The sequence below is a fragment of the Marilutibacter spongiae genome (genome assembly GCF_014145325.1).
Classification (GTDB): Bacteria; Pseudomonadota; Gammaproteobacteria; order Xanthomonadales; family Xanthomonadaceae; genus Marilutibacter; species Marilutibacter spongiae.
Genome location: NZ_JACHTF010000008.1, coordinates 123394 through 142402, shown reverse-complemented (window position 1 = coordinate 142402; position 19009 = coordinate 123394). Strand labels below are relative to the sequence as shown.

Below are 19009 nucleotides of genomic sequence, written 5' to 3'. Positions count from 1 at the left end.
CGCGCTCCGGGTTGCGTCGGGATCAGTCCCGCCAGGGCCACCAGCCGTCGCCGGTCAGCGCATAGCGGTCGGCCGCGCGCTCGAAGCGATTGCGGACGCTGACGCCGCCGCAGGCCAGGTACAGGGGGAGGAACAGCGGACCGAGCACCATGTACTGCAGCACGTGCGCACGCTCGTGGTCGCTCATGCGGATCGGCGGTGCTTCGCACTCGCCGGCGCGGTGGGCATAGGTCATGCACGCTTCGTCCAGGTCGGCGCCGGTGTGCAGGATGACGTTGCCCAGGGTGATTGCCCCGCCCGGCCCCCACGGCCAGCGCTGGAAGACCAGCGCCATCTCGCGGGGACGCCATGACGCGCGCGCACCGAACGGGAGGCCGACCAGGCCGGCAACGAGGCCGAGCGCGCTGTTGGGCGAGGCCCAGACCAGGCCCGCGAGGAACGTCGCCCGGTGCATTCCGGGGAGCTGCCTCAGTCGGTTTCCTCGGGCATCAGGAGCCAGAGGATCAGGTAGACGATGATGCCGGGAAAGGCCGCCGACAGGATGGACACGAGCACGAACACGACGCGCAACATCGTGGAATTCCATCCGAAACGCCGGGCGATGCCGCCCATGACGCCGCCGATCATCTTGTCGTGCCGCGAGCGCGTGAAGGGACGCGGGTTCTGACTCATGTGGGGGGACTCCGGGACTGCCATGCTGTCAGTGTAGACAGTCACCGTGATGGCGATGTGCGGGCACGCAGGGATTCAAGCGTCTCGTTCAGCCAGCGTGCCGAGGGCATCGGATCAGCACCTGGGCAACGCACCTGGTAGGGACGTCCGGTGAGGCTACTGCGGGAGCCCGCACGCTCGATGAACTGTTCGCTCGACGAGATCAGGTCGCGCTCGAGCAGCCATGCCTGCTTGCGACGAAGGTGCGTGGCCGCGCGCCCGCCGTCGTACCAGCGCCCATTGCGCTGGAACTCGCAACCCGAGTCGCGTAGGGCATCGATCAGCCCTTCCATCTCGCGCACTGTTTCCGGCGGCGGCTCGGCCGACACGGGGATCGCGACGAACGCAAGCGCCATCACCAGGGCGACCCGCGCTGGGCGCGCGATCACGGTGCGCGCTGGGCCAGCCAGTCGTGGATGGCCTCCGGTACCTCGCGCTGCGCGCGACCCGACACGTAGATGCCGATGTGTCCACCGCGGAAGGAATGCTCGGTGTAGTCGTCGGTCGCCACCAGGCCACCGAGCGCCTGCGAGGCGGCCGGCGGCACCAGGTGGTCCTGCAGGGCATAGATGTTCAGCACCGGCATTGTGATGCGCGAAAGGTCGACCTCTCGCTGGCCGATGCGGATGCCGCCCTTCAGGAAGCCGTTGGCCTGGTAGAACATCTTGATGAACTGCCGGAACGCCTCGCCCGCGAGATCGGGCGAGTCGAAGATCCACTTCTCCATGCGCAGGAAGTCCTCGACCGCCTGGCGGTTGTCGAGGATGTCGACCAGGCCGACGTACTTCTGCACGAACAGCCGCCACGGCTTGAGGGTCAGGTAGCACCAGTTCATCAGGTCGGCGGGCACGTTGCCCAGCGTGTCGACGAACTGGTCGACGTCGATGCCCTGGGTCCAGTGCGAGAGCATGTTGCCCTCGGTGTGGAAATCCACCGGCGTCACCATGGTGATGAGGTTGCGCACCTTCGCCGGGTTGAGCGCCGCGTAGCACAGGGAGAACGCGCCGCCCTGGCAGATGCCCAGCAGGTTGATCGCGTCGTGCCCGCTTTGCCGGCGCAGGTGGTCGACCGCGCCGCCCAGGAAGCGCTGGATGTAGTCCTCGAGCTCCAGGTAACGATCGGAGCGGTCCGGGTATCCCCAGTCGAGGATGTACACGTCCTCGCCGCGCTCGAGCAGGCCACGCACGATCGACTTGTCGGCCTGCAGGTCGGTCATGTACGGGCGATTGACCAGGGCGTAGGCGATCAGCACCGGCACTGTCGCGGTGGGCGCGCGCTCGCCGCGGAAGCGGTACAGCACCACCCGGCCATCGCGCCAGACCTCGTCCTTCGCGGTCGCCCCGTAGTCGACGTCCTCGACCTGGCGCAGGGTGTCGAGCCCGGCACGCAGCTTGGACTGGACGCCCATGGCCTCCTCGGCCAGCGACTCGGCCGTGAAATGCAGGGGGGCATTGATGTCGACGCGATCCATTCAGCGGCCTCCCTTGCCCGTGGCCTTGCCCGGCCGCGCCGGGGTGGCGCGCGGCGATGCCGTCCTGCTCCCGGGCGTGGCGCGTGCCGTGGAAGCGCGCGGGCGCGAAGCGGTGGTGGCCTTGGACTTCGCCGCCGTCTTCTTCCCGGTCGTGGTCGACGCGCGCGGCGTGCGCTGGGTGGCGGAGGCGGTCCGCCGGGCGCCCGTCTTGGCCGGCTTGGTGGCGCGGGCGGAACCGGCCGCCGCCTGCGTGCTGCTCTTGCGCGGAGGACCGCGCCCGGACGGCGCCTCCTCCATTCCGGTCGCGTCCGCGCGTTCGCGCAGGTGCCGGAGCTCGCGCTCGAGCTGGACGATCTTGCGGTGGGCGGAGTCGATCTCGGTGCGCGAAGGCATCCCGAACAGCCCGGCAACCAGCTCGACCTCGTGCTGCAGGGCGGCCCGCAGGCGCATCTGCGCGTTGACCATCTCACCGAAGTCGGCGCGGTACTCCGGAGACAGGGCGACCTCGGCATAGGCGTCTTCCGCGGCGTCGATCCAGACGTCGAACAGGGCACGCGCGGACGTCAGTTGCCGGCCGGGCTCGGCATGCGCGGCGAGTTTCTCCTCGAACCGCACGAATGCCTTCTGGCCGGCCTCCACCATCAGTTGCTGGCAGGCCTGGCTGCGCTCCTGGTAATCGACCTGCAGGCGCGCGATGCGCTGCCAGCGCTCCTGGTGCTCGCGGGCGAAGCCGAACGCGGGCATGCCCAGCCAGCTGCGCCCCTCGCCCTGTAGCGCGGAAATGAACGGCGCGGCCTGCTCGAACCACTGGTCGAAGCCCTGCTGGCCCTGTCCACCCATCGAGGCGAACACGTCGCCGAAGGGGTTCGCGCGGGCGCCGCCGAGCATCTGCTTCCAGGCATCCACCACGTCCGCGGCCGCCGGGTTGCGGCCAACGAAGCCCGCGGCCAGTTGCTGGATGCGGCCGAACCAGTCGCCGGCCTGGCGCTCGAAGCGCCCGACCGCCGCATTCGCCTCGGGCATCCCGCCGGAGGCCAGCTTCGACCACCAGCCAATCGCATCGTCCCAGCCGGGCATGGTCGGCTGCGCTTGCGCGGGGGGTGCCCCGGCGGCGCGCATCATCTCGCCCCACTGGTTCCAGTACTGGCGCGCCAGCGCGTCGAAGTCGCCGAAAGAACGGTCTGCCATGGTGCCCTCCAAAACGAGCCCCGATCATAGCAATGCCGTGTTTCAGAAAGCGCGAAGGGAGCCGCCCGGTGGCGGGCGCCCGCGCATTCAGGGCTTGGGAATGCGCAGGGTCTTGCTGATCATCAGCGAGCCCGACAGGGCGAACATCAGCACCAGTGGATGCAGTTTCCAGGGGCCGAGCTGGAGGGCGCCGAACCAGATCGCCTCGCCGATCGCGCCCTGCCAGGCCGCCACCGCCAGCACCACCACGAGGACCAGGCTGGTCGGAATGGGCGTCCCCTCGAAATGGGTGACCTTGCCTTCGTCGCCCGACAACTGTTCGGCGGTGACGTTGTAGCGGGCCAGCCGGCTCACGCCGCAACCGACGAAATAGCTGAGCACCAGCCAGTCCCAGCCGCCATGGAGGCCACAGGCATAGGCGAGCGCCGCCGGCGCCACGCCGAAGGAGATGACGTCGGCGAGCGAATCGAGCTCGCGCCCCAGGGTACCGGCCGAGTTGCGCCAGCGCGCGATGCGCCCGTCCAGGGCGTCGAAGATGAAGGCCAGCGGGATCAGTCCCATGCCGACCATCAGGCTGCGCGACAGGCCGAATTGCAGGTAGTGCATCGACGCGAAGATCGCGCCCATCCCGCAGATGGCGTTGGCAAGGGTGAACCAGTCCGCCAGGTGGAACTCACGGAGCATCGAGAAGTGGCGGCGCATGGGATCGGCCCGGCAACGGTCGCGGAGGACCGGAAGCGACCAGCCTGCCAAAGCCGCCCCCCGCCCTGCAAGCGCACCGCCCCGGCCGGAGGGACGGGCCCGACGGATTTCCCGGCTTTGTGAAGCCCGCCACGGCAATGACGCGCGCCGGCGGTATAGTCCAGTGTGCAGGGGGCTGCACCCAGGGGAAACAGGACATGTCGATCGCAGATGAGGTCATGCGCAGCATGCGCATGGCCGGTTCGTCGCAACCGCGGGCAAGGACGTCGGCCGTGGCGCCGACCTCGACGATGGCCGGAAGCGGGGTCGACCCGGCATTCCTCGCCCGTCGCTATGGCAACGGCGTGGGGATCCCCACCCAGGGCCACCTGGGCGACAACGCCGGAGGGCCGGCGTCCACGGCCGAACCGCATGGCGTCCAGGCGCCACGCGCGGCACGCAGCTCGCCTCCGGCACTGCTGACCCTTGCCCGACCCCCGTTCGCGGTGCGCATGCTGTCCAACCTCAGCTATGGCATCACGCCGCAGGCACTGTCGGAGTTCAATGCGCTGGGCGGCACCGATGCCGACCGTCTGGCGAACTGGGTCGACTGGCAGCTCGACTGGACCGCCATCGACGACAGTGCCGTGGAAAGCCGGCTCTCCGGCGCGGGTTACACGACGCTGGGCAAGTCGCTGGCGCAGTTGTGGTCGGGGCACGTGCTCGGCGACCCCGAGTACGACACACGCATGCGCCCCGCCTGGGAGATCCAGCGGGCCGCGTTTGTGCGGGCCACCCATTCGCGGCGCCAGCTGCGCGAGGTGGTCGTCAATTTCTGGCACGACCACTTCAACGTCACCGCCGGCGACTACTCGGCCGGGCCGGTCTACGTGCACTACGACCGCGACGTCATCCGCAAGCACGCCCTGGGCAACTTCCGCAGCATGCTGGAGGCGGTCGCCACCAGCCCGGCCATGCTGTACTACCTGGACAATGTCTCCAACACCCGCGCCGGCCCCAACGAGAACTGGGCGCGCGAGCTGCTGGAGCTGCACACCTTCGGCGCGGCCAACTACCTGGGCTTCATGGATCCGTTCGCGGTGCCGCCCGACCCGATCGACCCGGGCTATCCATCGGGCTACACCGACATCGACGTCTACGAGACCGCGTCCGCCTTCACCGGCTGGACAATGAAGAACGGGCACTGGGAGTTTCCCGACGACAACGACGGCAGCTTCGTCTATCGCCAGTCCTGGCACGACGCGGGCCCGAAATTCGTCCTTGGCAAGCTGCTCAATCCCGAGCAGCCGGCGATGAAGGACGGCCGCGACATCCTCGACCGGCTGGCCAGCCACCCCGCGGTCGCGCGCTTCGTGTGCTCGAAGCTGATCCGGCGTTTCGTCGGCGACGAGCCGTCCGAGTCGCTGGTCAGGAGCGCTGCTTCGGTCTTCCGGCAGAACTGGCAACGTGCCGACCAGATCGAACGCGTGCTCCGCCACATCCTCAACTCGAGCCCGATGTACAACGCCTGGGGCCAGAAGGCGCGCAGACCGTTCGAGGCCATCGTCGCCGCGATGCGCGCGACCGGCAGCGACTGGACGCTGCGCCTGGACAACGACGCGTCCAACAGCTTCATGTGGCGCCTGGGCTTCACCGGACACGAGCCCTATGCCTGGCCGGCGCCCAACGGATACCCCGACACGGAACAGGCCTGGACCGGCGCCAACAGCCTGGCCATGGACTGGAAGCTGTTGAACTGGCTCACCGAGGCCAGGGACGCGGACGTGCCACTGCTGCCGATCCTCGCGACCACCCGCGCCCAGGTACCGCAGTGGACCGCGACGCGGCTGGTCGACTACTGGTGCAACCGGATCCTCGGGCGTGCGCCCGCCAGTGCGCGCAGGCAACTCCTGATCGGTTTCATGGCGCAGAACGGCGACCCGGCGTCGCACCTCATCGCCGACACGAATGCCTGGGCAGGCAACGACCTGAAGAACCACTACAACCAGGAGCGCCTTCGCAGCATGGTGTCCCTGATCCTGATGTCACCCGAATTCCTGAGCCGTTGAGGAGGCGATGATGAAGACGATCGAGCACAGTCGCCGCGATTTCCTCAAGGGCTGCGCGGCGGCGACCGCCATCGGCGCGGTGGGCCCCGGCCTGTTCTTCTCGGGCGCGGCCCAGGCGGCCAACAACCACGATACCGTCGTGTCGGTGTTCCTGCGGGGCGGCATGGACGGACTGAACCTGGTGCTGCCCGTCAACGGACAGGACCGCATCCACTACGAACAGGCACGCCCCGACCTCGCCATCGCGGCCAGCGGGGCCTACGGCGCGCTGCCTCTGACACTGGGCAATGGCAGCGCCACCGGCTTTGGCCTGCACCCGTCGGCCACCGGACTGCGCGACCTGTGGAACGACGGCATGCTGGGCATCGTGCAGTGCTGCGGCCTGCTGACGTCCGTCACCCGCAGCCATTTCGATGCGCAGTTGTCCATCGACCTGGGCACGCCGGGCCGGCAAGGCACGGGCACCGGCTGGCTGGCCCGTGCGCTGGACACGCAGCCCGACGTGACCGCGTCGATGCCGCTCACCGGACTGGCGGTCAACAGCCGGCAGCCGGCGAACTTCAACGGCAGCACCACGGCGCTGACGATGGGCAGCCCGGCCGACTTCGCGCTCAACGCCGGGGCCTGGTCGTGGCAGAAGGCCCGGGACAACTCCCCGGACGACCTGGTCGGCATCAACGACGTCCTGGAGTCGATGTGGACGCCGGGCAAGACCGGACTGGAGCGCAGCGGCGCGCGCGCCGAGAGTGCACTGCGCGTGATCGCGCAACAGCCCTACGAGAACCTGCCGGCCGATTGGCCCACCAGCACCTTCGCCCGCCAGCTGTGGACGGTGGCGCAGTCCATCCAGATGAACCTGGGACTGCGTTATGCCACGCTCGACCTGGGCGGCTGGGACACCCACGACGGCCAGGGCACCGCCGGCAGCGGCTACCACTATTACCAGAACAAGATCGACGAACTGTCGCAGGCGCTTTCGGCCTTCCACGCGACGCTCGCGGCGAGCGGCCACCTCTCGCGCGTGACCACCGTGGTGCAGTCCGAGTTCGGCCGCCGCGTCCGCGAGAACGCCAACCGCGGCACCGACCATGGCTATGGCAATCCCATGCTGGTGATGGGCGGCACGGTCAATGGCCGCAAGCTCTACGGCAACTGGCTGGGCCTCGACCCGCAGGTGCTGTCGCCCTACTACGGCGACGTACCGGTGACCACCGACCATCGCCGCGTGCTGTCGGAGATCCTGATCCGCCGCATGCGCAACCCGAACCTCGGCGCGGTGTTCCCCGGCTATGGGGGTTATACGCCGATGGGCATCATGAAGGGCAGCGACCTCACCCCGGTCGGCATGGCCGCATCGGCCGCGACACCGGCCGTCGCGGCATCGGCCATCGCGCCATCCCGCCGCCCCGTCGCGCCCCGGCCCTCGACGCCCACGCGGCCATCGACGGTCGACCGGCCGCGACCGGCGCCCACGCCCACTCCGACGGCACCCCAACCCCGGCCCGACTGGACACAACAGGTCCAGCGCGAGATCCGCCAGCTCCAGCGCCGGGTCGAACGCTTCTTCCGCGACGTCATGCCCTGATATCCGCGGAAAACCCATGATGGGTGTTGCTTCGCGCAGCCCATCATGGGCCGTGGCGACCGTAGACGGTGGGTGTTGCGTTCGGATCGACCCACCCTGCGGGTAACGCCGCGGCGTGCCGGTTACGCTGGGTGCAATACGCGTCGCTTATTGCGCCCTATGATTCTCGACCCCTATTGCCGGGGCCCCGGGTGCGCTTCGCTTACCCGGGCTACGTGGCCGGCAGACCCCACCTGCGTCATCCCAGCGAACGCTGGGATCCGGCTTTTGGCTTTATCGGGGCTCCGGCTGCGCTTCGCTTACCCGGGCCTCGCGGGCCAAGATGCATGCAGTCCGTTTGCCCGCACCCGATCAGCCATCCCGGATCGCCTACTCCGGCATCGCGAGGTGCCCGGCCTCCAGCGCTGCGCCACTGCCGCGTGGACGGTTCGCGATCACGGCATCCGACGGCAACGGGCCCGCGCCATCGAGGTAGGCATCGACACGGTCCAGCGCGCTGTACACATAGGGCAGCAGCGGAAGGTAGCGCGCCGCGTAGTCGGGCAGTCCGAGGAAGGCATCGAAATGCTGGGCATGGCCGACCTGCCAGTAGCGCACGTCGCGACCGGCGGCGCGGGCCATCGCCACGTAGGGACGACTGCTGAATGCGGGCGGGATGAGGCCGTCGTCGGTACCGTGGACCACGACCACCGGCAGGCCCTCGCGCGGCGCCGCGGCCCGGATTTCGGCGATGCCCGCGCGGACGCGCCGGGCATCGGCGCCCTCGCCCGTCCACAGCGCGCGCAGGCAACGCAGGCCATCGAAACCGGGATCGGGCGCCGCGACCGGCGCCTGCACGAGGCCGATGCCACCGCCCGGCGGAATGCCGCTGCCATCCGACCACCAGGTTGCGCGCTCGGCGGCGGTCGTCGGTCGCGGCGCGCCGTTGGCGTCGAGCGCAGCGAAGCTGAAACCGCATGGATGGGCGCCAGGCGCGTAACGCCCATAAGCGGAGGCATAGGTCACCGCGACCGCGCGCCAGAGGTCGAAGCCCGAGGAAAGCACGCCGGCCCGGAGGGCATCGTCGCTGAAACCACTGTCATTGAGACGGCGATGCGCGTCGACGGCTTGTGCCGCCGCACCCGCCCCGTCCACCAGTCCCGCGGCCTTCAGCGCGCCGCAGCGCGCAAGTCCCGCGGCGTCGACCTGGGCCGCCAGCGGCGGTTGCGGCAGCGGTCCCAACGCCGGGTCGAGCAGTGCGCAGGGCATCAGCAGCGCCGCTTCGGTGGCGTAGTCGTACAGGCTGCGGCCGCCTTCGACGTCGACATTGGGTTCGCCCGCCACCACCGCGTCCAGCCAGTCGCCCTCCAGCTCGGCGGCACGCAACACCGCGCCGCCGCCGTTGGAAATGCCGACCGCGATGATCCTCGTGTTGTCGGTGGTGAACGGCGCCGACGCAGGAAATGCCCGGTCGAGCGCGTGCAGGGCGAACCGCGCCGCCTGCTCGACGTGACGACCCCAATCGGCCTCGGGGTTGTCGCCCGACTGCGCGTGCTTGACCGCGACGCCGCGCACGTCCCCGTCCGCGGACGGCGCGACGAGCGGCGCGAACGCCAGGCCCTCGCCCTCCGCGGGCGTGCCGTCGGCGGCGATGCCCTGCCCGCTGTCGAGATCGAAGTAGTCGCTACCGGCGCCCTTGTCGGTGTACGCGACGGCGCAGCCCCGTGGCAGGCCCCAGGCGCCGGCGACCGCGATCGACCCGTAAACGCCGCGCGAACCCGAGGCCGCGCTCACCACGACGCATCGCTTTTGCTGGTCGAACGCGTCCGGCACCTGGACCAGCACGCGATGCGGCTGGTGGGCACCTCCGACGCGGGCCAACGCACTGTACTCGCGGCCGGGCACGTCGGCGGTGCTGCCATACAGATCGCCGAAGCCACCCCCGGGGGCGAGGTCGGCGATCCCGCGCCAGTTGCTCCAGATCGCGCGTCGCCGCGATTCCGCCGCGCTGGGATGCAGGGGGTCGGCGAACGCGGGACCGGCCATGTCGCGCAAGCCGGCCAGGCCGAGCCCGGCGGTCAGCAGGTCGTCGCCCGCGCGATGCCCGGTCATGCGTTCGGCCGTGAACATCGGCGTCTCCTGTGAGGGACCGGCGCCCACGTCGGGCGCGGTCGCTGGGGTCGTGGCGCAGGCGGCGGTGGCGAGGGCCAGGCCCAGGGCCAGGCAACGCAGGGACGATGGCAGCGGATTCGTGGTCATGCGCTCAGACTACCAACCCCGCTCCACGCGCCCATCGTACTTATGTACGAGCGCGCGTCCCACCCGCATCCGCGCAATGGCTTGTAGGCTAGTCGCATGTCCAGCCTGTTGATCGCCGACGACCACCCCCTGTTCCGCGCCGCGCTGCGCCAGGCCGCCACGGACGCGGTCCCCGGCGCCGTGGTCCGCGAGGCCGACACCCTGGACGCGGTACTGGGAGCCCTGGACGCCGATCCGGGCATCGACCTGGTGCTGCTGGACCTGCACATGCCCGGCAACCACGGCCTGGCCGGGCTCGCCGCGATCCGGGCGCAGTTCCCGGGCGTCGCGGTCGTGGTGGTCTCGGCGAACGACGATCCGCGCGTGGTCCGCCGGGCCCTCGACCACGGGGCCGCCGGCTACCTGCCCAAGAGTGCGGGACTGGATGAGCTGCGCGACGCGATCCGCGCCGTCCTCGCCTGCGAACAGTGGCTGCCGCCGGCCCTTCGCGGCACCGTGGCCCGGACCGAGAGCTCGCGCGCGGACGCCGATCTCGCCGCCCGGCTCGCCAGCCTGTCGCCGCAACAGTTCCGCGTCCTCACCCTCGTCGCGCAGGGACTGCTCAACAAGCAGATCGCCGACCGGCTCGACGTGCAGGAACGCACCGTCAAGGCCCACCTGTCGGCGATCTTCGAGCGCCTGGGCGTGCGCAATCGCACACAGGCCGGCGTGGTGCTGCGCGAACTGGAGCTCAGCGACCCCAGCCGTCAGATGCCCGACGGCACGCCGGGCTGAGCGCCACCTCAGGGTGAGTCGAGCCCGAACAGGCGACGGGCATTGCCGAAGCGGATCGCCGCCTTCTCCTCGTCGCTGAGATCCAGGCGATCGAAAGCCTCCAGGGTCATGGCGAGCGATATCTGCGGATGATCGGAGCCCAGGATCACGTGGTCGATGCCGACGTTGCGCAGGGTCCACAGGAACTCGTCCTCGATCGGCGAGTCGGCCATCAACAGCAACGTCGCCGAGATGTCGAAGTAGACGTTGCCCATGTCGATGCCGTCGGCGGTGCGCGCCAGTGGAAGGATGTTCCAGAAGCGGAAGTTGAGCCCGCCGGTGTGCGCGAAGATGAACGTGGTGTCCTGCGCTCGCAGCGCGAGGTTGAACAGGTTCTCGCTGTCGCCGGCGACGATGTTGGCGTTGTCCATCAGCACCGCCACGCCCAGCTCGCCGGCCTTGCGCACCAGTGCCAGGACGCGGGGATCGGCGACGTCGAACCGCTGCGTGTGGGCGTGCAGCTTGAGCACCTTGACGCCCCGGGCGGCAATGCGCTCGAGCTCGTCCAGGGCGGCCTGGCCGTCGTACGGGTGCACCGTGCCGATCGGCACGACCTCCGGATGCCGGGCCGCGAGCGCGATCACGCCGTCGTTGCGGGAGCGGATGTCTGCCGGATCGCCCGCCAGCGCCTGGTGCGGCCCGCCGAACCACATCGCGCCCAGCCCGGCAAGTTCGATCCCGGCGGCGCGGGCATCGGCCTCGAAGGCCTGCAGCGAGGTCTCGCCATCGCGCAGATGCACGTGCACGTCGAATACCGGGGGCGCCGCCTCCCGTGCGGACGCAGTGGAAAGGCAGAGCAGCAGCGACAGGCAAAGCAGCGGCAGGGAACGCATGGACCAGGGCCTCCTGGAGTGGGTCGCCCGCCAGTCTAGCCGGACGATCGGACCCTCGTGGCGCGATTGCGCCCGGCTCAGCCGGCGATGGCCCCCGGCGTTGCGGACCGCGAGGCCAAGAGGCGATCGAGCACGGACTTCAGGGCGAGCGGCTTGAGCGGCTTGGCGATCAACGGCAGGCCCGCCTCGTGGACGGCGCGACGCACGGCTTCGCCGGTATCCGCGCTCAGGATCAGGGTGGGCCGGCCACCGAACGCCCCGGCCAGGCGCTCGGCAAGCGCGACACCGGTATCGCCGTCGTCGAGGTGGTAGTCGAACAGCCAGAGCGCGGCGGGCGTCGACGCCAGCGCGCGCTCCGCGCCGGCACCGCCATCGGCCGTGCGCACTCGGTAGCCCCAGCCGCGCAAGACCGTCGCCAACGCCGCCAGTGCCTGGGGGTCGTTGTCGACGACCAGTACCTCCGAGGCGTCCGCCGCGCGCACGGCCGTGGAAGCCGCGGCCGCGACCGTGCCGATGCCGGCCAGGCACGGCATCGCGACGTCGAACACGGTACCCCGGCCCGGTTGGCTGCGCAGGCGGATCGGGACGTCGAGCAATTGCGCGATGCGATCGGCGATCGACAGGCCCAGGCCGAGGCCTTGTCCCGGCGCGTCCTCGCCGCGGCGGAACTCGTCGAAGATGACCCGCTGCTGCTCCGGCGCGATGCCCGGTCCGGTGTCGTGCACCTGGATCCGCACCTGCCCGCCTTCGCGCCGAACGCCCAGCAGCACCGCCCCGCGCGGCGTGTAGCGGACCGCGTTGGCGAGGAAGTTCTGCAGCACCCGCCGCAGCAACTGCGGGTCGCTGTGCACCCAGGCGCGGCTGGGGACGAAACGGAAGGCCAGGCCGCGCGCCGCGGCGATGGCGCCGAACTCCGAGGCCAGCGGCTCGAGCACTTCCGCCAGGGGGAAATCGCGCGCCTGCGGCGCCAGCCCACCGGCCTGCAGGCGCGACATGTCGAGCAGGCCAGTCAACAGGTCGCTGGTGGAGTCCAGGGCGCCGCTGATCTGCGACACGGCGTCGCGCTGGGGTCCGTCCACCTGCTGCTGGAGGGCATCGGCGAACAACTGCGCGGCATGCAGCGGCTGCATCAGGTCGTGGCCGATCGCGGCGAGGAAGCGGCTCTTGGCCTCGTTTGCGCGTTCGGCCTCGCGCTTGGCCGCTTCCAGGTCGGTGGTGCGCTCGACGACGCGCTGCTCCAGTGTTTCGTTGGCCTGGATGAGCCCGGCCTCGGCACGGCGGAACGCGGTGACGTCGGTGAACGTCGCCACGAAACCGCCCCCTGGCATGGGGTTGCCGCGGATCTCGACGATGCTGCCGTCGGGCAGCACGCGTTCGCTCAGGTGCACCGTGCCGGCGCGCATGTAGGCCAGCCTGCGGTCGAGCGCGCGCTCCATGTCGCCGTCCGGCGGGACCTGCCGCATAGCCCAGCGCGCGAGGTCGGCGATGGGCCGCCCTACCTGCAGCAGTGACTCCGGGAAGCCGAAGAGCTCGACGTAGCGCCGGTTCCAGGCGACCAGGCGCAGGTCCGAGTCGACCACGCTGATGCCCTGGCTCATGTTGTGCAGCGCAGCCTCGAGCACGCGCTGGTTGAAGCGCAGGTCGGCCGAGGCCTCGCCGACGATCTGGGCGACGGTGTCCAGGCCGCTGCCGACTTCGCGTCGGGCAGCATCGAGCAGGACCCGCGCCGAGGCCGAGCCCAGCACCGCGGCGAGTTCGCGCTCGATCGCCGCTTCGGTCACGGCCGGCACCGGCCCGTTGCCTTCCACGCCCTCGAGCCATTGCTGTACGCGCTCGCGCGGGAGGAAGCGCAGGCCGGCATCGCGCAGGGTCTTCGCATCCAGTCCCCGCTGCGCGAACCGGGGCGCCTCGCGGCGCAGCGTGGCCGCCAGAAGGGTCGCCGCCGTGCCCACGAAGAGGCTCGCCCCCACCGCGCGCCCCAGCCGGCTCCAACCGGTCAGTCCGAACAGGCCGTCGGGCGAGAGCCAGGCCCAGCCCAGCGGCCCGTCGACCAGCCATGCCGGCGCCACGCCGCGCGAGGCGAGGTACATCGGCGTCAACAGGACCCAGGCCCAGACCAGGAAGCCCGCGACCACGCCCACCACGGCGGCGCGGGGCGGCGTCTGCGGCCGCCAGACCGCGAAGCCCAGGGCCGGTGCGAGCGTGGCCAGCGCCGAGAACGACACCGCGCCCACGTCGGCCAGCGCATCGTTGCTCGCCACCAGCCGGCTGTAGCCCCAGGCGAGCAGCATGATGACCACGATGCCGCCGCGCCGGAGCGCGAGCACGCGACCGCGCAGGTCGCTGCCGTCGTTGCGCGACCAGGCGCCGCGCAGCAGCCCGGGGGCGAACCAGTGGTTGCCGATCATCAGGCTCAGCGTCAGCGTGCTCACCACGACCATGCCGGTGGCCGCGCTGAGGCCGCCGAGGAATGCGAGCAGCGCCAGCGCGTGCTGCCCCTGCGACAGCGGCAGGGCCAGCACGTACAGGTCCGACGGCACCGCGCTGCCGCCCAGCAGCGCGGCACCGGCCTTCGCCAGCGGCAGGACCGGCAAGGCGATCAGCAACAGATAGAGCGGGAACAGCCAACGGGCCGTGGCCACGTCGTGCTCGTTGCGGCATTCGACCACGCCGACATGGAACTGGTGCGGGAGGATGAACATCGCCAGGCCACCCAGCAGGACCAGCGGGATGAAGCCGCCACTGGTGGGCGCGACCGGCAGCGCCACCGGCGCATCGGGCATGCCGGCCAGGCCGAACCAGACGAAGGCGCCGATGGCGAGCATCGCCACCAGCTTGAACACGGACTCGAAGGCCATCGCCAGCACCAGGCCGCGATTGTGCTCGGCGGCACTGGCGCGGCGCGTGCCGAACAGCATCGCGAACAGGGCCATCGCCAGGGCCACGTACAGCGCGATGTCCTGCCAGGGCGGGACCCGGTCGGGATCGGCCGCGCCCGCGGTGAGCATCGCGAAACTCATCGCCACGGCCTTGAGCTGCAGCGCGATGTAGGGGACCAGGCCGAGCGCGGCGACCAGGGTCACCGTGGCCGCAAGCCAGGCGTCCTTGCCCAGGCGCGTGGCGATCAGGTCGGCGAGCGAAGTGGCATTGGTCTCGCGCGCCAGCCGCACCAGCCGGACCATGAAGCCCATCGCCAGGACATAGAACACGATCGCGCCCAGGAAGGTGGGCGGCAGCGGCCAGCCGTAGCGCGCGGCCTGGGTGACGGTGCCGTAGAAGGTCCAGGAGGTGCAGTGCACCGCCAGCGAGAGGGCGTAGACGTGGCGCCAGTGGCGCGCCCATACCGTCGGCGTACGCTCGGCGTAGAGCGCGGCGCCGAACATCAGCGCCAGCCAGGCCAGGCTGGCGATCGCGACGGTCGCGTAACCCAGCGTCATGCCGGCCGGCCCCCGCCGCTGTCACGCCGATCCGATTGCCGCCTCACCGTGTCCACCTGCCTGCGCCGCCCCACCCCGAGCATAACGCAGCGACGGCGGGCCATGGCCCGCCGTCGCAGCAAGGGATAGCCCTTGCGGGGCCCGGTCAGAAGTCGTACCGGGCGGTCAGGCTGACTTCGCGCGGCGGGCCGTAGAACCCGGTCAGCACGCCCAGCACGGGAATGTTGTAGCCGGTGGTGCGGTACTCCTCGTCGAGCAGGTTCTTGCCCTGCAACGACAGGCTCCAGGTCTCGTTGGCGTGCCAGATCACGCCGGCGTTGAGCAGGCCGTAGCCGTCCTGCCTGATCGCCTCGGACAGGTCGGTGGTCGGATAAACCTCGCTCTGGTAGCTGTAGCCCACGCGGGTGGAAACGTCGCCACCATTGGCCAGCGGCAGGCGGTACTCCACGTTGATCGCCCCGGAGAACTCCGGCGCGTTGGTGAACTCCTGGCTGTCGGCGACGTTGACGCCGTTGGTGATGAACTCGTCGTACTCCGCGTCCAGCCAGGCCAGGTTGCCGGAGATCGCCCAGTGCTGCGAGGGCAGCCACTGGTATTCCACCTCGACGCCATTGACCGTGCCTTCGCCGGCATTGGTGAAGTCGCCGAAGAAGGAGTCCTCCACGCCGTCGCCATCGGCGTCGAAGGCGGTGAAGACCGACAGCTGGATGTCCTTGTAGCGGTTGTGGAACGCCGCCAGGTTCAGGAACAGGGTCTGGTCGAGGAAGGCCATCTTGCTGCCGACCTCGTAGCTGTCGACCACCTCGTCGTCGAAGGGCTCGGCCGAGCGCGGCACCGACGTCGCCTGGGCGCGGATGTTGTAGCCGCCGGACTTGAACCCGCGCGAGGCGGAGCCGTAGACCATGATGTCCGGGGTCACCTGGTAGTCCAGCGAGACCTTGGGCGAGGTGTTCTTGAAGTTGATGGTCTTGTCGAAGTCGGCCGCCACCGAGATCGGCGTGGTGTAGGTGGCGTCGCTGTAGCCGCGGTTGAGGACGTCGGCGCGCTTGTCCTCGTCGGTGTAGCGGGCGCCCACGTCGAGCTGCAGGCGATCGGTCAGGTCGAAGGTCCAGTCGGCGTACAGCGCGAAGCTCTCGGTGTAGACCGTGCCCTGGGTGTCGCCGAACAGCAGGCCGAAGAAGTTGTTGAGCACCTGGCCGCCGGCCTCGCCGTCGAACCAGTACAGGCCCATCACGCCGCGCGCGCGCCCGCCGGCGTCGTAGTTGACCTGCAGCTCGTTGCTGACCTGCTCGTCGCTGTAGAACGCCTTCACGTCGGCGATCGTGTTGGGCAGGGTGTCGAAGTCGATGTTGGTCTCGGTGTCGGATTCGCGCTTGGCGATGACGTACTTCGCCGACCAGTCGTCGTTGACGCGCCAGTTGGCGGTCGCCGACAGGCCCTGCATGTCGGTGTCGTTGACGTTCGGCATGCCGTTGCGCACGTCGTAGCGGTCGTCGAGGGGTGCGTAACCGGGCGCGAACGGATTGGGCGCGAGCATCTGCGCACCGCGCACGCCGGACTGGTCGTCCATCCAGTCGTAGGCGAAACGGATGTTGAAATCGTCGCTGACATAGGCGCCCAGCTCGGCGCGCAGCGTCAGGATCTCCTTGTCGCTCACGTCCTGCTTGGTGATGCGGTTCTCGCCGTAGCCGTCGCGGTTGAGGCTGGCGACAGAGATCCTGCCGCGCAAGGCATCGTTGCCGCCGAACGAACCGCCGAGCGCGGCCTTGACGTCGAGCTGCCCGTTCGTGCCCGCGGTGACCGAGGCGAAGCCGTCGGTGCTCGCCGGCAGGCCGCGGGAAATGTACTTGATCGCGCCGCCGATGGTGTTCTTGCCGTAAAGCGTGCCTTGCGGGCCGCGCAGGACCTCGATGCGGTCGACGTCGAACACGTCCAGCAGCGCACCCTGGGGCCGGGCGATGTAGACGTCGTCGAGGTAGATGCCCACGCCGGGGTCGACGCCCCACAGCGGATCGGACTGGCCGATGCCGCGGATGTAGGCGGTCACCGTGCTGCTGGAACCGCGCGCGGCGTAGATGGTCAGGTTGGGCACCTGCGCGTCCAGGTCGGACAGGTCCTCGACGTCGAGCTTGTCGAGCGCGTCGGCGGTGAACGCGGTGACGGCGACCGGCACTTCCTGCAGGGTCTCCTCGCGCTTGCGGGCGGTGACCGTGACCGCGTCGAGGGTCGCCGCGGCGCGCTCGCCCTGCGCCGCGGTGGTGCCGGCGTCCTGCGCCCAGGCACTGGGTGCCAGCAATGCGCAGGTAATGGCGATGCTCAGGTGTTTGCGGTTCATGCGTGTCCTCTCCCCAGGTGCCAACCGATGTCGGAATGATGGTGTGCAGTGCAACGACGGGGGTCCCCGTCATGGAGCACAGACTAGGAGGGGGCGCGCGGCGCGACTGCTGTACCTTCGGACAATGCCCACGCGCCGCCGGGTTGCCGAGACTCCGGACTGTCGAGGGCCCGCCAGGGCGCCGGGGAGCAAGGAATGGAGTTTCTGATCGTACTGGGGGCGCTGTGCTTCCTGATGTTCGTCGCCTATCGCGGCTACAGCGTGATCCTGTTCGCGCCGATCGCCGCCCTCGGCGCCGTGCTGCTGACCGACCCCAGCCTGGTCGCGCCCATGTTCACCGGCCTGTTCATGGACAAGATGGTCGGCTTCATCAAGCTCTATTTCCCGGTGTTCCTGCTGGGGGCGATCTTCGGCAAGCTGATCGAGCTGTCGGGGTTCTCGAAGTCGATCGTCGCCGCGACGATCAGGCTGCTCGGGGCCCAGCGCGCGATGCTGTCCATCGTCGTGGTCTGCGCCCTGCTCACCTACGGCGGCGTGTCGCTGTTCGTGGTGGTGTTCGCCGTCTACCCGTTCGCGGCCGAACTGTTCCGCCAGAGCGACATCCCCAAGCGCCTGATCCCCGGCACGATCGCGCTGGGCGCCTTCACCTTCACCATGGATGCGCTCCCCGGCACGCCGCAGATCCAGAACATCATCCCCACCGCCTTCTTCGGCACCAACTCCTGGGCCGCGCCGGTGCTGGGCACGCTGGGCGGCGTGTTCATACTGGTGCTCGGCATGACCTACCTGGAGTCGCGCCGGCGCAAGGCCGCCCGGGCCGGCGAGGGCTACGGCGACCCGGCGAGCCTGGTCAACGAGCCGGCGCCATTCACCGACGATCGCCTCGCCAATCCCTGGCTGGCGATCCTGCCGCTGGTGCTGGTGGGCGTGTCCAACAAGCTGTTCACGCTATGGATCCCGCGCATGTACGGCGAGACCCACAGTTTCGACCCGGCGGTGGTCGGCGACGCGGCCCCCGTGGTTCAGGAGGTCTCGAAGATCGCGGCGATCTGGGCGGTCGAGGCGGCGCTGCTCGTCGGCATCCTGGCCGTGATCGCACTCGCCTGGAAGCCAGTCGCCACGCGCTTCGCCGAGGGCAGCAAGAGCGCCGTCGGTGGGGCCCTTCTCGCCTCCATGAACACCGCGTCGGAATACGGCTTCGGCGCGGTGATCGCCGCCCTGCCGGGCTTCCTCATCGTGGCCAACGCCCTGGGCTCGATCCCCAACCCGCTGGTCAACGAAGCGGTGACGGTCACCGCGCTCGCCGGCATTACCGGCTCGGCCTCGGGCGGCATGAGCATCGCCCTGGCGGCGATGGCCGACACCTTCATCGCCAACGCCAATGCCGCCGGCATCCCCATGGAAGTGTTGCACCGGGTCGCCGCGATGGCATCCGGCGGCATGGACACCCTGCCCCACAATGGCGCGGTGATCACCCTGCTGGCGGTCACCGGTCTCACGCACCGGCAGGCCTACAAGGACGTCTTCGCGATCACGATCATCAAGACGCTGGCGGTGTTCTTCATCATCGGGCTGTTCTACGCGACCGGTCTGGTCTGACGCGCCGGCTTCACGGCACGCTAGGCCCGGCGTTGGAGAAGGGGTGGCC

Annotated in this window: 14 protein-coding genes; 4 read left to right on the top strand and 10 right to left on the bottom strand. The window is 69.9% G+C overall.

The window, feature by feature from the left end:
* Positions 1 to 22: 22 nt before the first annotated feature.
* The 6 genes from H4F98_RS09105 to pssA form a co-directional block, all read right to left on the bottom strand.
* The gene (locus tag H4F98_RS09105) at positions 23 to 454 is read right to left on the bottom strand and encodes a hypothetical protein (protein ID WP_182686939.1); all 432 of its coding nucleotides are present in this window, start codon (positions 452 to 454) and stop codon (positions 23 to 25) included.
* 14 nt (positions 455 to 468) lie between these two features.
* Positions 469 to 672, bottom strand: coding sequence for a PspC domain-containing protein (locus H4F98_RS09100; protein ID WP_182686937.1), 204 nt, complete (start codon positions 670 to 672; stop codon positions 469 to 471).
* Between the two features lie 41 nt (positions 673 to 713).
* Positions 714 to 1100 carry a DUF5329 family protein gene (locus H4F98_RS09095; RefSeq protein WP_220479150.1) on the bottom strand — a complete coding sequence of 129 codons (387 nt, stop codon included), beginning with the start codon at positions 1098 to 1100 and terminating at the stop codon, positions 714 to 716.
* Positions 1097 to 2167, bottom strand: a complete 1071-nt coding sequence (locus H4F98_RS09090; RefSeq protein ID WP_182687030.1) for a class III poly(R)-hydroxyalkanoic acid synthase subunit PhaC — start codon at positions 2165 to 2167, stop codon at positions 1097 to 1099. The genes H4F98_RS09095 and H4F98_RS09090 overlap by 4 nt, the downstream gene beginning before the upstream one ends.
* 15 nt (positions 2168 to 2182) lie before the next feature.
* Complete coding sequence (gene phaE, locus H4F98_RS09085; RefSeq protein ID WP_182686935.1) at positions 2183 to 3370, bottom strand: class III poly(R)-hydroxyalkanoic acid synthase subunit PhaE; 1188 nt, start codon at positions 3368 to 3370, stop codon at positions 2183 to 2185.
* Between the two features lie 87 nt (positions 3371 to 3457).
* A complete protein-coding gene (gene pssA, locus H4F98_RS09080) occupies positions 3458 to 4072 on the bottom strand; it encodes a CDP-diacylglycerol--serine O-phosphatidyltransferase (protein WP_182686933.1) in 615 nt (204 codons plus the stop codon).
* A gap of 197 nt (positions 4073 to 4269) precedes the next feature.
* Here pssA and H4F98_RS09075 point away from each other — a divergent pair, with 197 nt between their 5' ends.
* Both H4F98_RS09075 and H4F98_RS09070 read left to right on the top strand, forming a co-directional pair.
* Positions 4270 to 6120 (top strand): DUF1800 domain-containing protein, encoded by a 1851-nt coding sequence (locus tag H4F98_RS09075; RefSeq protein WP_182686931.1) that lies wholly within the window; start codon positions 4270 to 4272, stop codon positions 6118 to 6120.
* 10 nt (positions 6121 to 6130) lie between these two features.
* On the top strand, positions 6131 to 7705 hold the full coding sequence (locus tag H4F98_RS09070; protein WP_182686929.1) for a DUF1501 domain-containing protein: 1575 nt from the start codon (positions 6131 to 6133) through the stop codon (positions 7703 to 7705).
* Between the two features lie 369 nt (positions 7706 to 8074).
* Here H4F98_RS09070 and H4F98_RS09065 read toward each other — a convergent pair whose 3' ends face one another.
* Positions 8075 to 9943 (bottom strand): 3-hydroxybutyrate oligomer hydrolase family protein, encoded by a 1869-nt coding sequence (locus H4F98_RS09065; RefSeq protein WP_246373024.1) that lies wholly within the window; start codon positions 9941 to 9943, stop codon positions 8075 to 8077.
* 96 nt (positions 9944 to 10039) lie between these two features.
* On the opposite strand from H4F98_RS09065, the gene H4F98_RS09060 reads away from it, so the two are divergent.
* A complete protein-coding gene (locus H4F98_RS09060; protein ID WP_182686927.1) occupies positions 10040 to 10717 on the top strand; it encodes a response regulator transcription factor in 678 nt (225 codons plus the stop codon).
* 8 nt (positions 10718 to 10725) lie between these two features.
* On the opposite strand, the gene H4F98_RS09055 is transcribed toward H4F98_RS09060, so the two are convergent.
* From H4F98_RS09055 to H4F98_RS09045, 3 genes are all read right to left on the bottom strand, one after another.
* A complete protein-coding gene (locus H4F98_RS09055; protein WP_220479148.1) occupies positions 10726 to 11589 on the bottom strand; it encodes an amidohydrolase family protein in 864 nt (287 codons plus the stop codon).
* A gap of 77 nt (positions 11590 to 11666) precedes the next feature.
* Positions 11667 to 15026, bottom strand: coding sequence for a hybrid sensor histidine kinase/response regulator (locus tag H4F98_RS09050; RefSeq protein WP_182686925.1), 3360 nt, complete (start codon positions 15024 to 15026; stop codon positions 11667 to 11669).
* 145 nt (positions 15027 to 15171) lie between these two features.
* Positions 15172 to 17361 carry a TonB-dependent receptor gene (locus H4F98_RS09045; RefSeq protein ID WP_182686923.1) on the bottom strand — a complete coding sequence of 730 codons (2190 nt, stop codon included), beginning with the start codon at positions 17359 to 17361 and terminating at the stop codon, positions 15172 to 15174.
* Positions 17362 to 17556: 195 nt separating this feature from the next.
* Here H4F98_RS09045 and H4F98_RS09040 point away from each other — a divergent pair, with 195 nt between their 5' ends.
* Positions 17557 to 18960: a GntP family permease gene (locus tag H4F98_RS09040; RefSeq protein ID WP_182686920.1), complete on the top strand. Its 1404-nt coding sequence runs from the start codon at positions 17557 to 17559 to the stop codon at positions 18958 to 18960.
* The last annotated feature ends 49 nt before the right edge of the window (positions 18961 to 19009 follow it).

What these genes read in the sequence shown, in the direction of transcription:
- H4F98_RS09050 (WP_182686925.1), bottom strand. Translation starts at nt 15,026, where the DNA reads ATGACGCTGGGTTACGCGACCGTCGCGATCGCCAGCCTGGCCTGGCTG.
- H4F98_RS09070 (WP_182686929.1), top strand. Translation starts at nt 6,131, where the DNA reads ATGAAGACGATCGAGCACAGTCGCCGCGATTTCCTCAAGGGCTGCGCG.
- H4F98_RS09040 (WP_182686920.1), top strand. Translation starts at nt 17,557, where the DNA reads ATGGAGTTTCTGATCGTACTGGGGGCGCTGTGCTTCCTGATGTTCGTC.
- H4F98_RS09100 (WP_182686937.1), bottom strand. Translation starts at nt 672, where the DNA reads ATGAGTCAGAACCCGCGTCCCTTCACGCGCTCGCGGCACGACAAGATG.
- H4F98_RS09105 (WP_182686939.1), bottom strand. Translation starts at nt 454, where the DNA reads ATGCACCGGGCGACGTTCCTCGCGGGCCTGGTCTGGGCCTCGCCCAAC.
- H4F98_RS09045 (WP_182686923.1), bottom strand. Translation starts at nt 17,361, where the DNA reads ATGAACCGCAAACACCTGAGCATCGCCATTACCTGCGCATTGCTGGCA.
- pssA (WP_182686933.1), bottom strand. Translation starts at nt 4,072, where the DNA reads ATGCGCCGCCACTTCTCGATGCTCCGTGAGTTCCACCTGGCGGACTGG.
- phaE (WP_182686935.1), bottom strand. Translation starts at nt 3,370, where the DNA reads ATGGCAGACCGTTCTTTCGGCGACTTCGACGCGCTGGCGCGCCAGTAC.
- H4F98_RS09055 (WP_220479148.1), bottom strand. Translation starts at nt 11,589, where the DNA reads ATGCGTTCCCTGCCGCTGCTTTGCCTGTCGCTGCTGCTCTGCCTTTCC.
- H4F98_RS09060 (WP_182686927.1), top strand. Translation starts at nt 10,040, where the DNA reads ATGTCCAGCCTGTTGATCGCCGACGACCACCCCCTGTTCCGCGCCGCG.
- H4F98_RS09065 (WP_246373024.1), bottom strand. Translation starts at nt 9,943, where the DNA reads ATGACCACGAATCCGCTGCCATCGTCCCTGCGTTGCCTGGCCCTGGGC.
- H4F98_RS09075 (WP_182686931.1), top strand. Translation starts at nt 4,270, where the DNA reads ATGTCGATCGCAGATGAGGTCATGCGCAGCATGCGCATGGCCGGTTCG.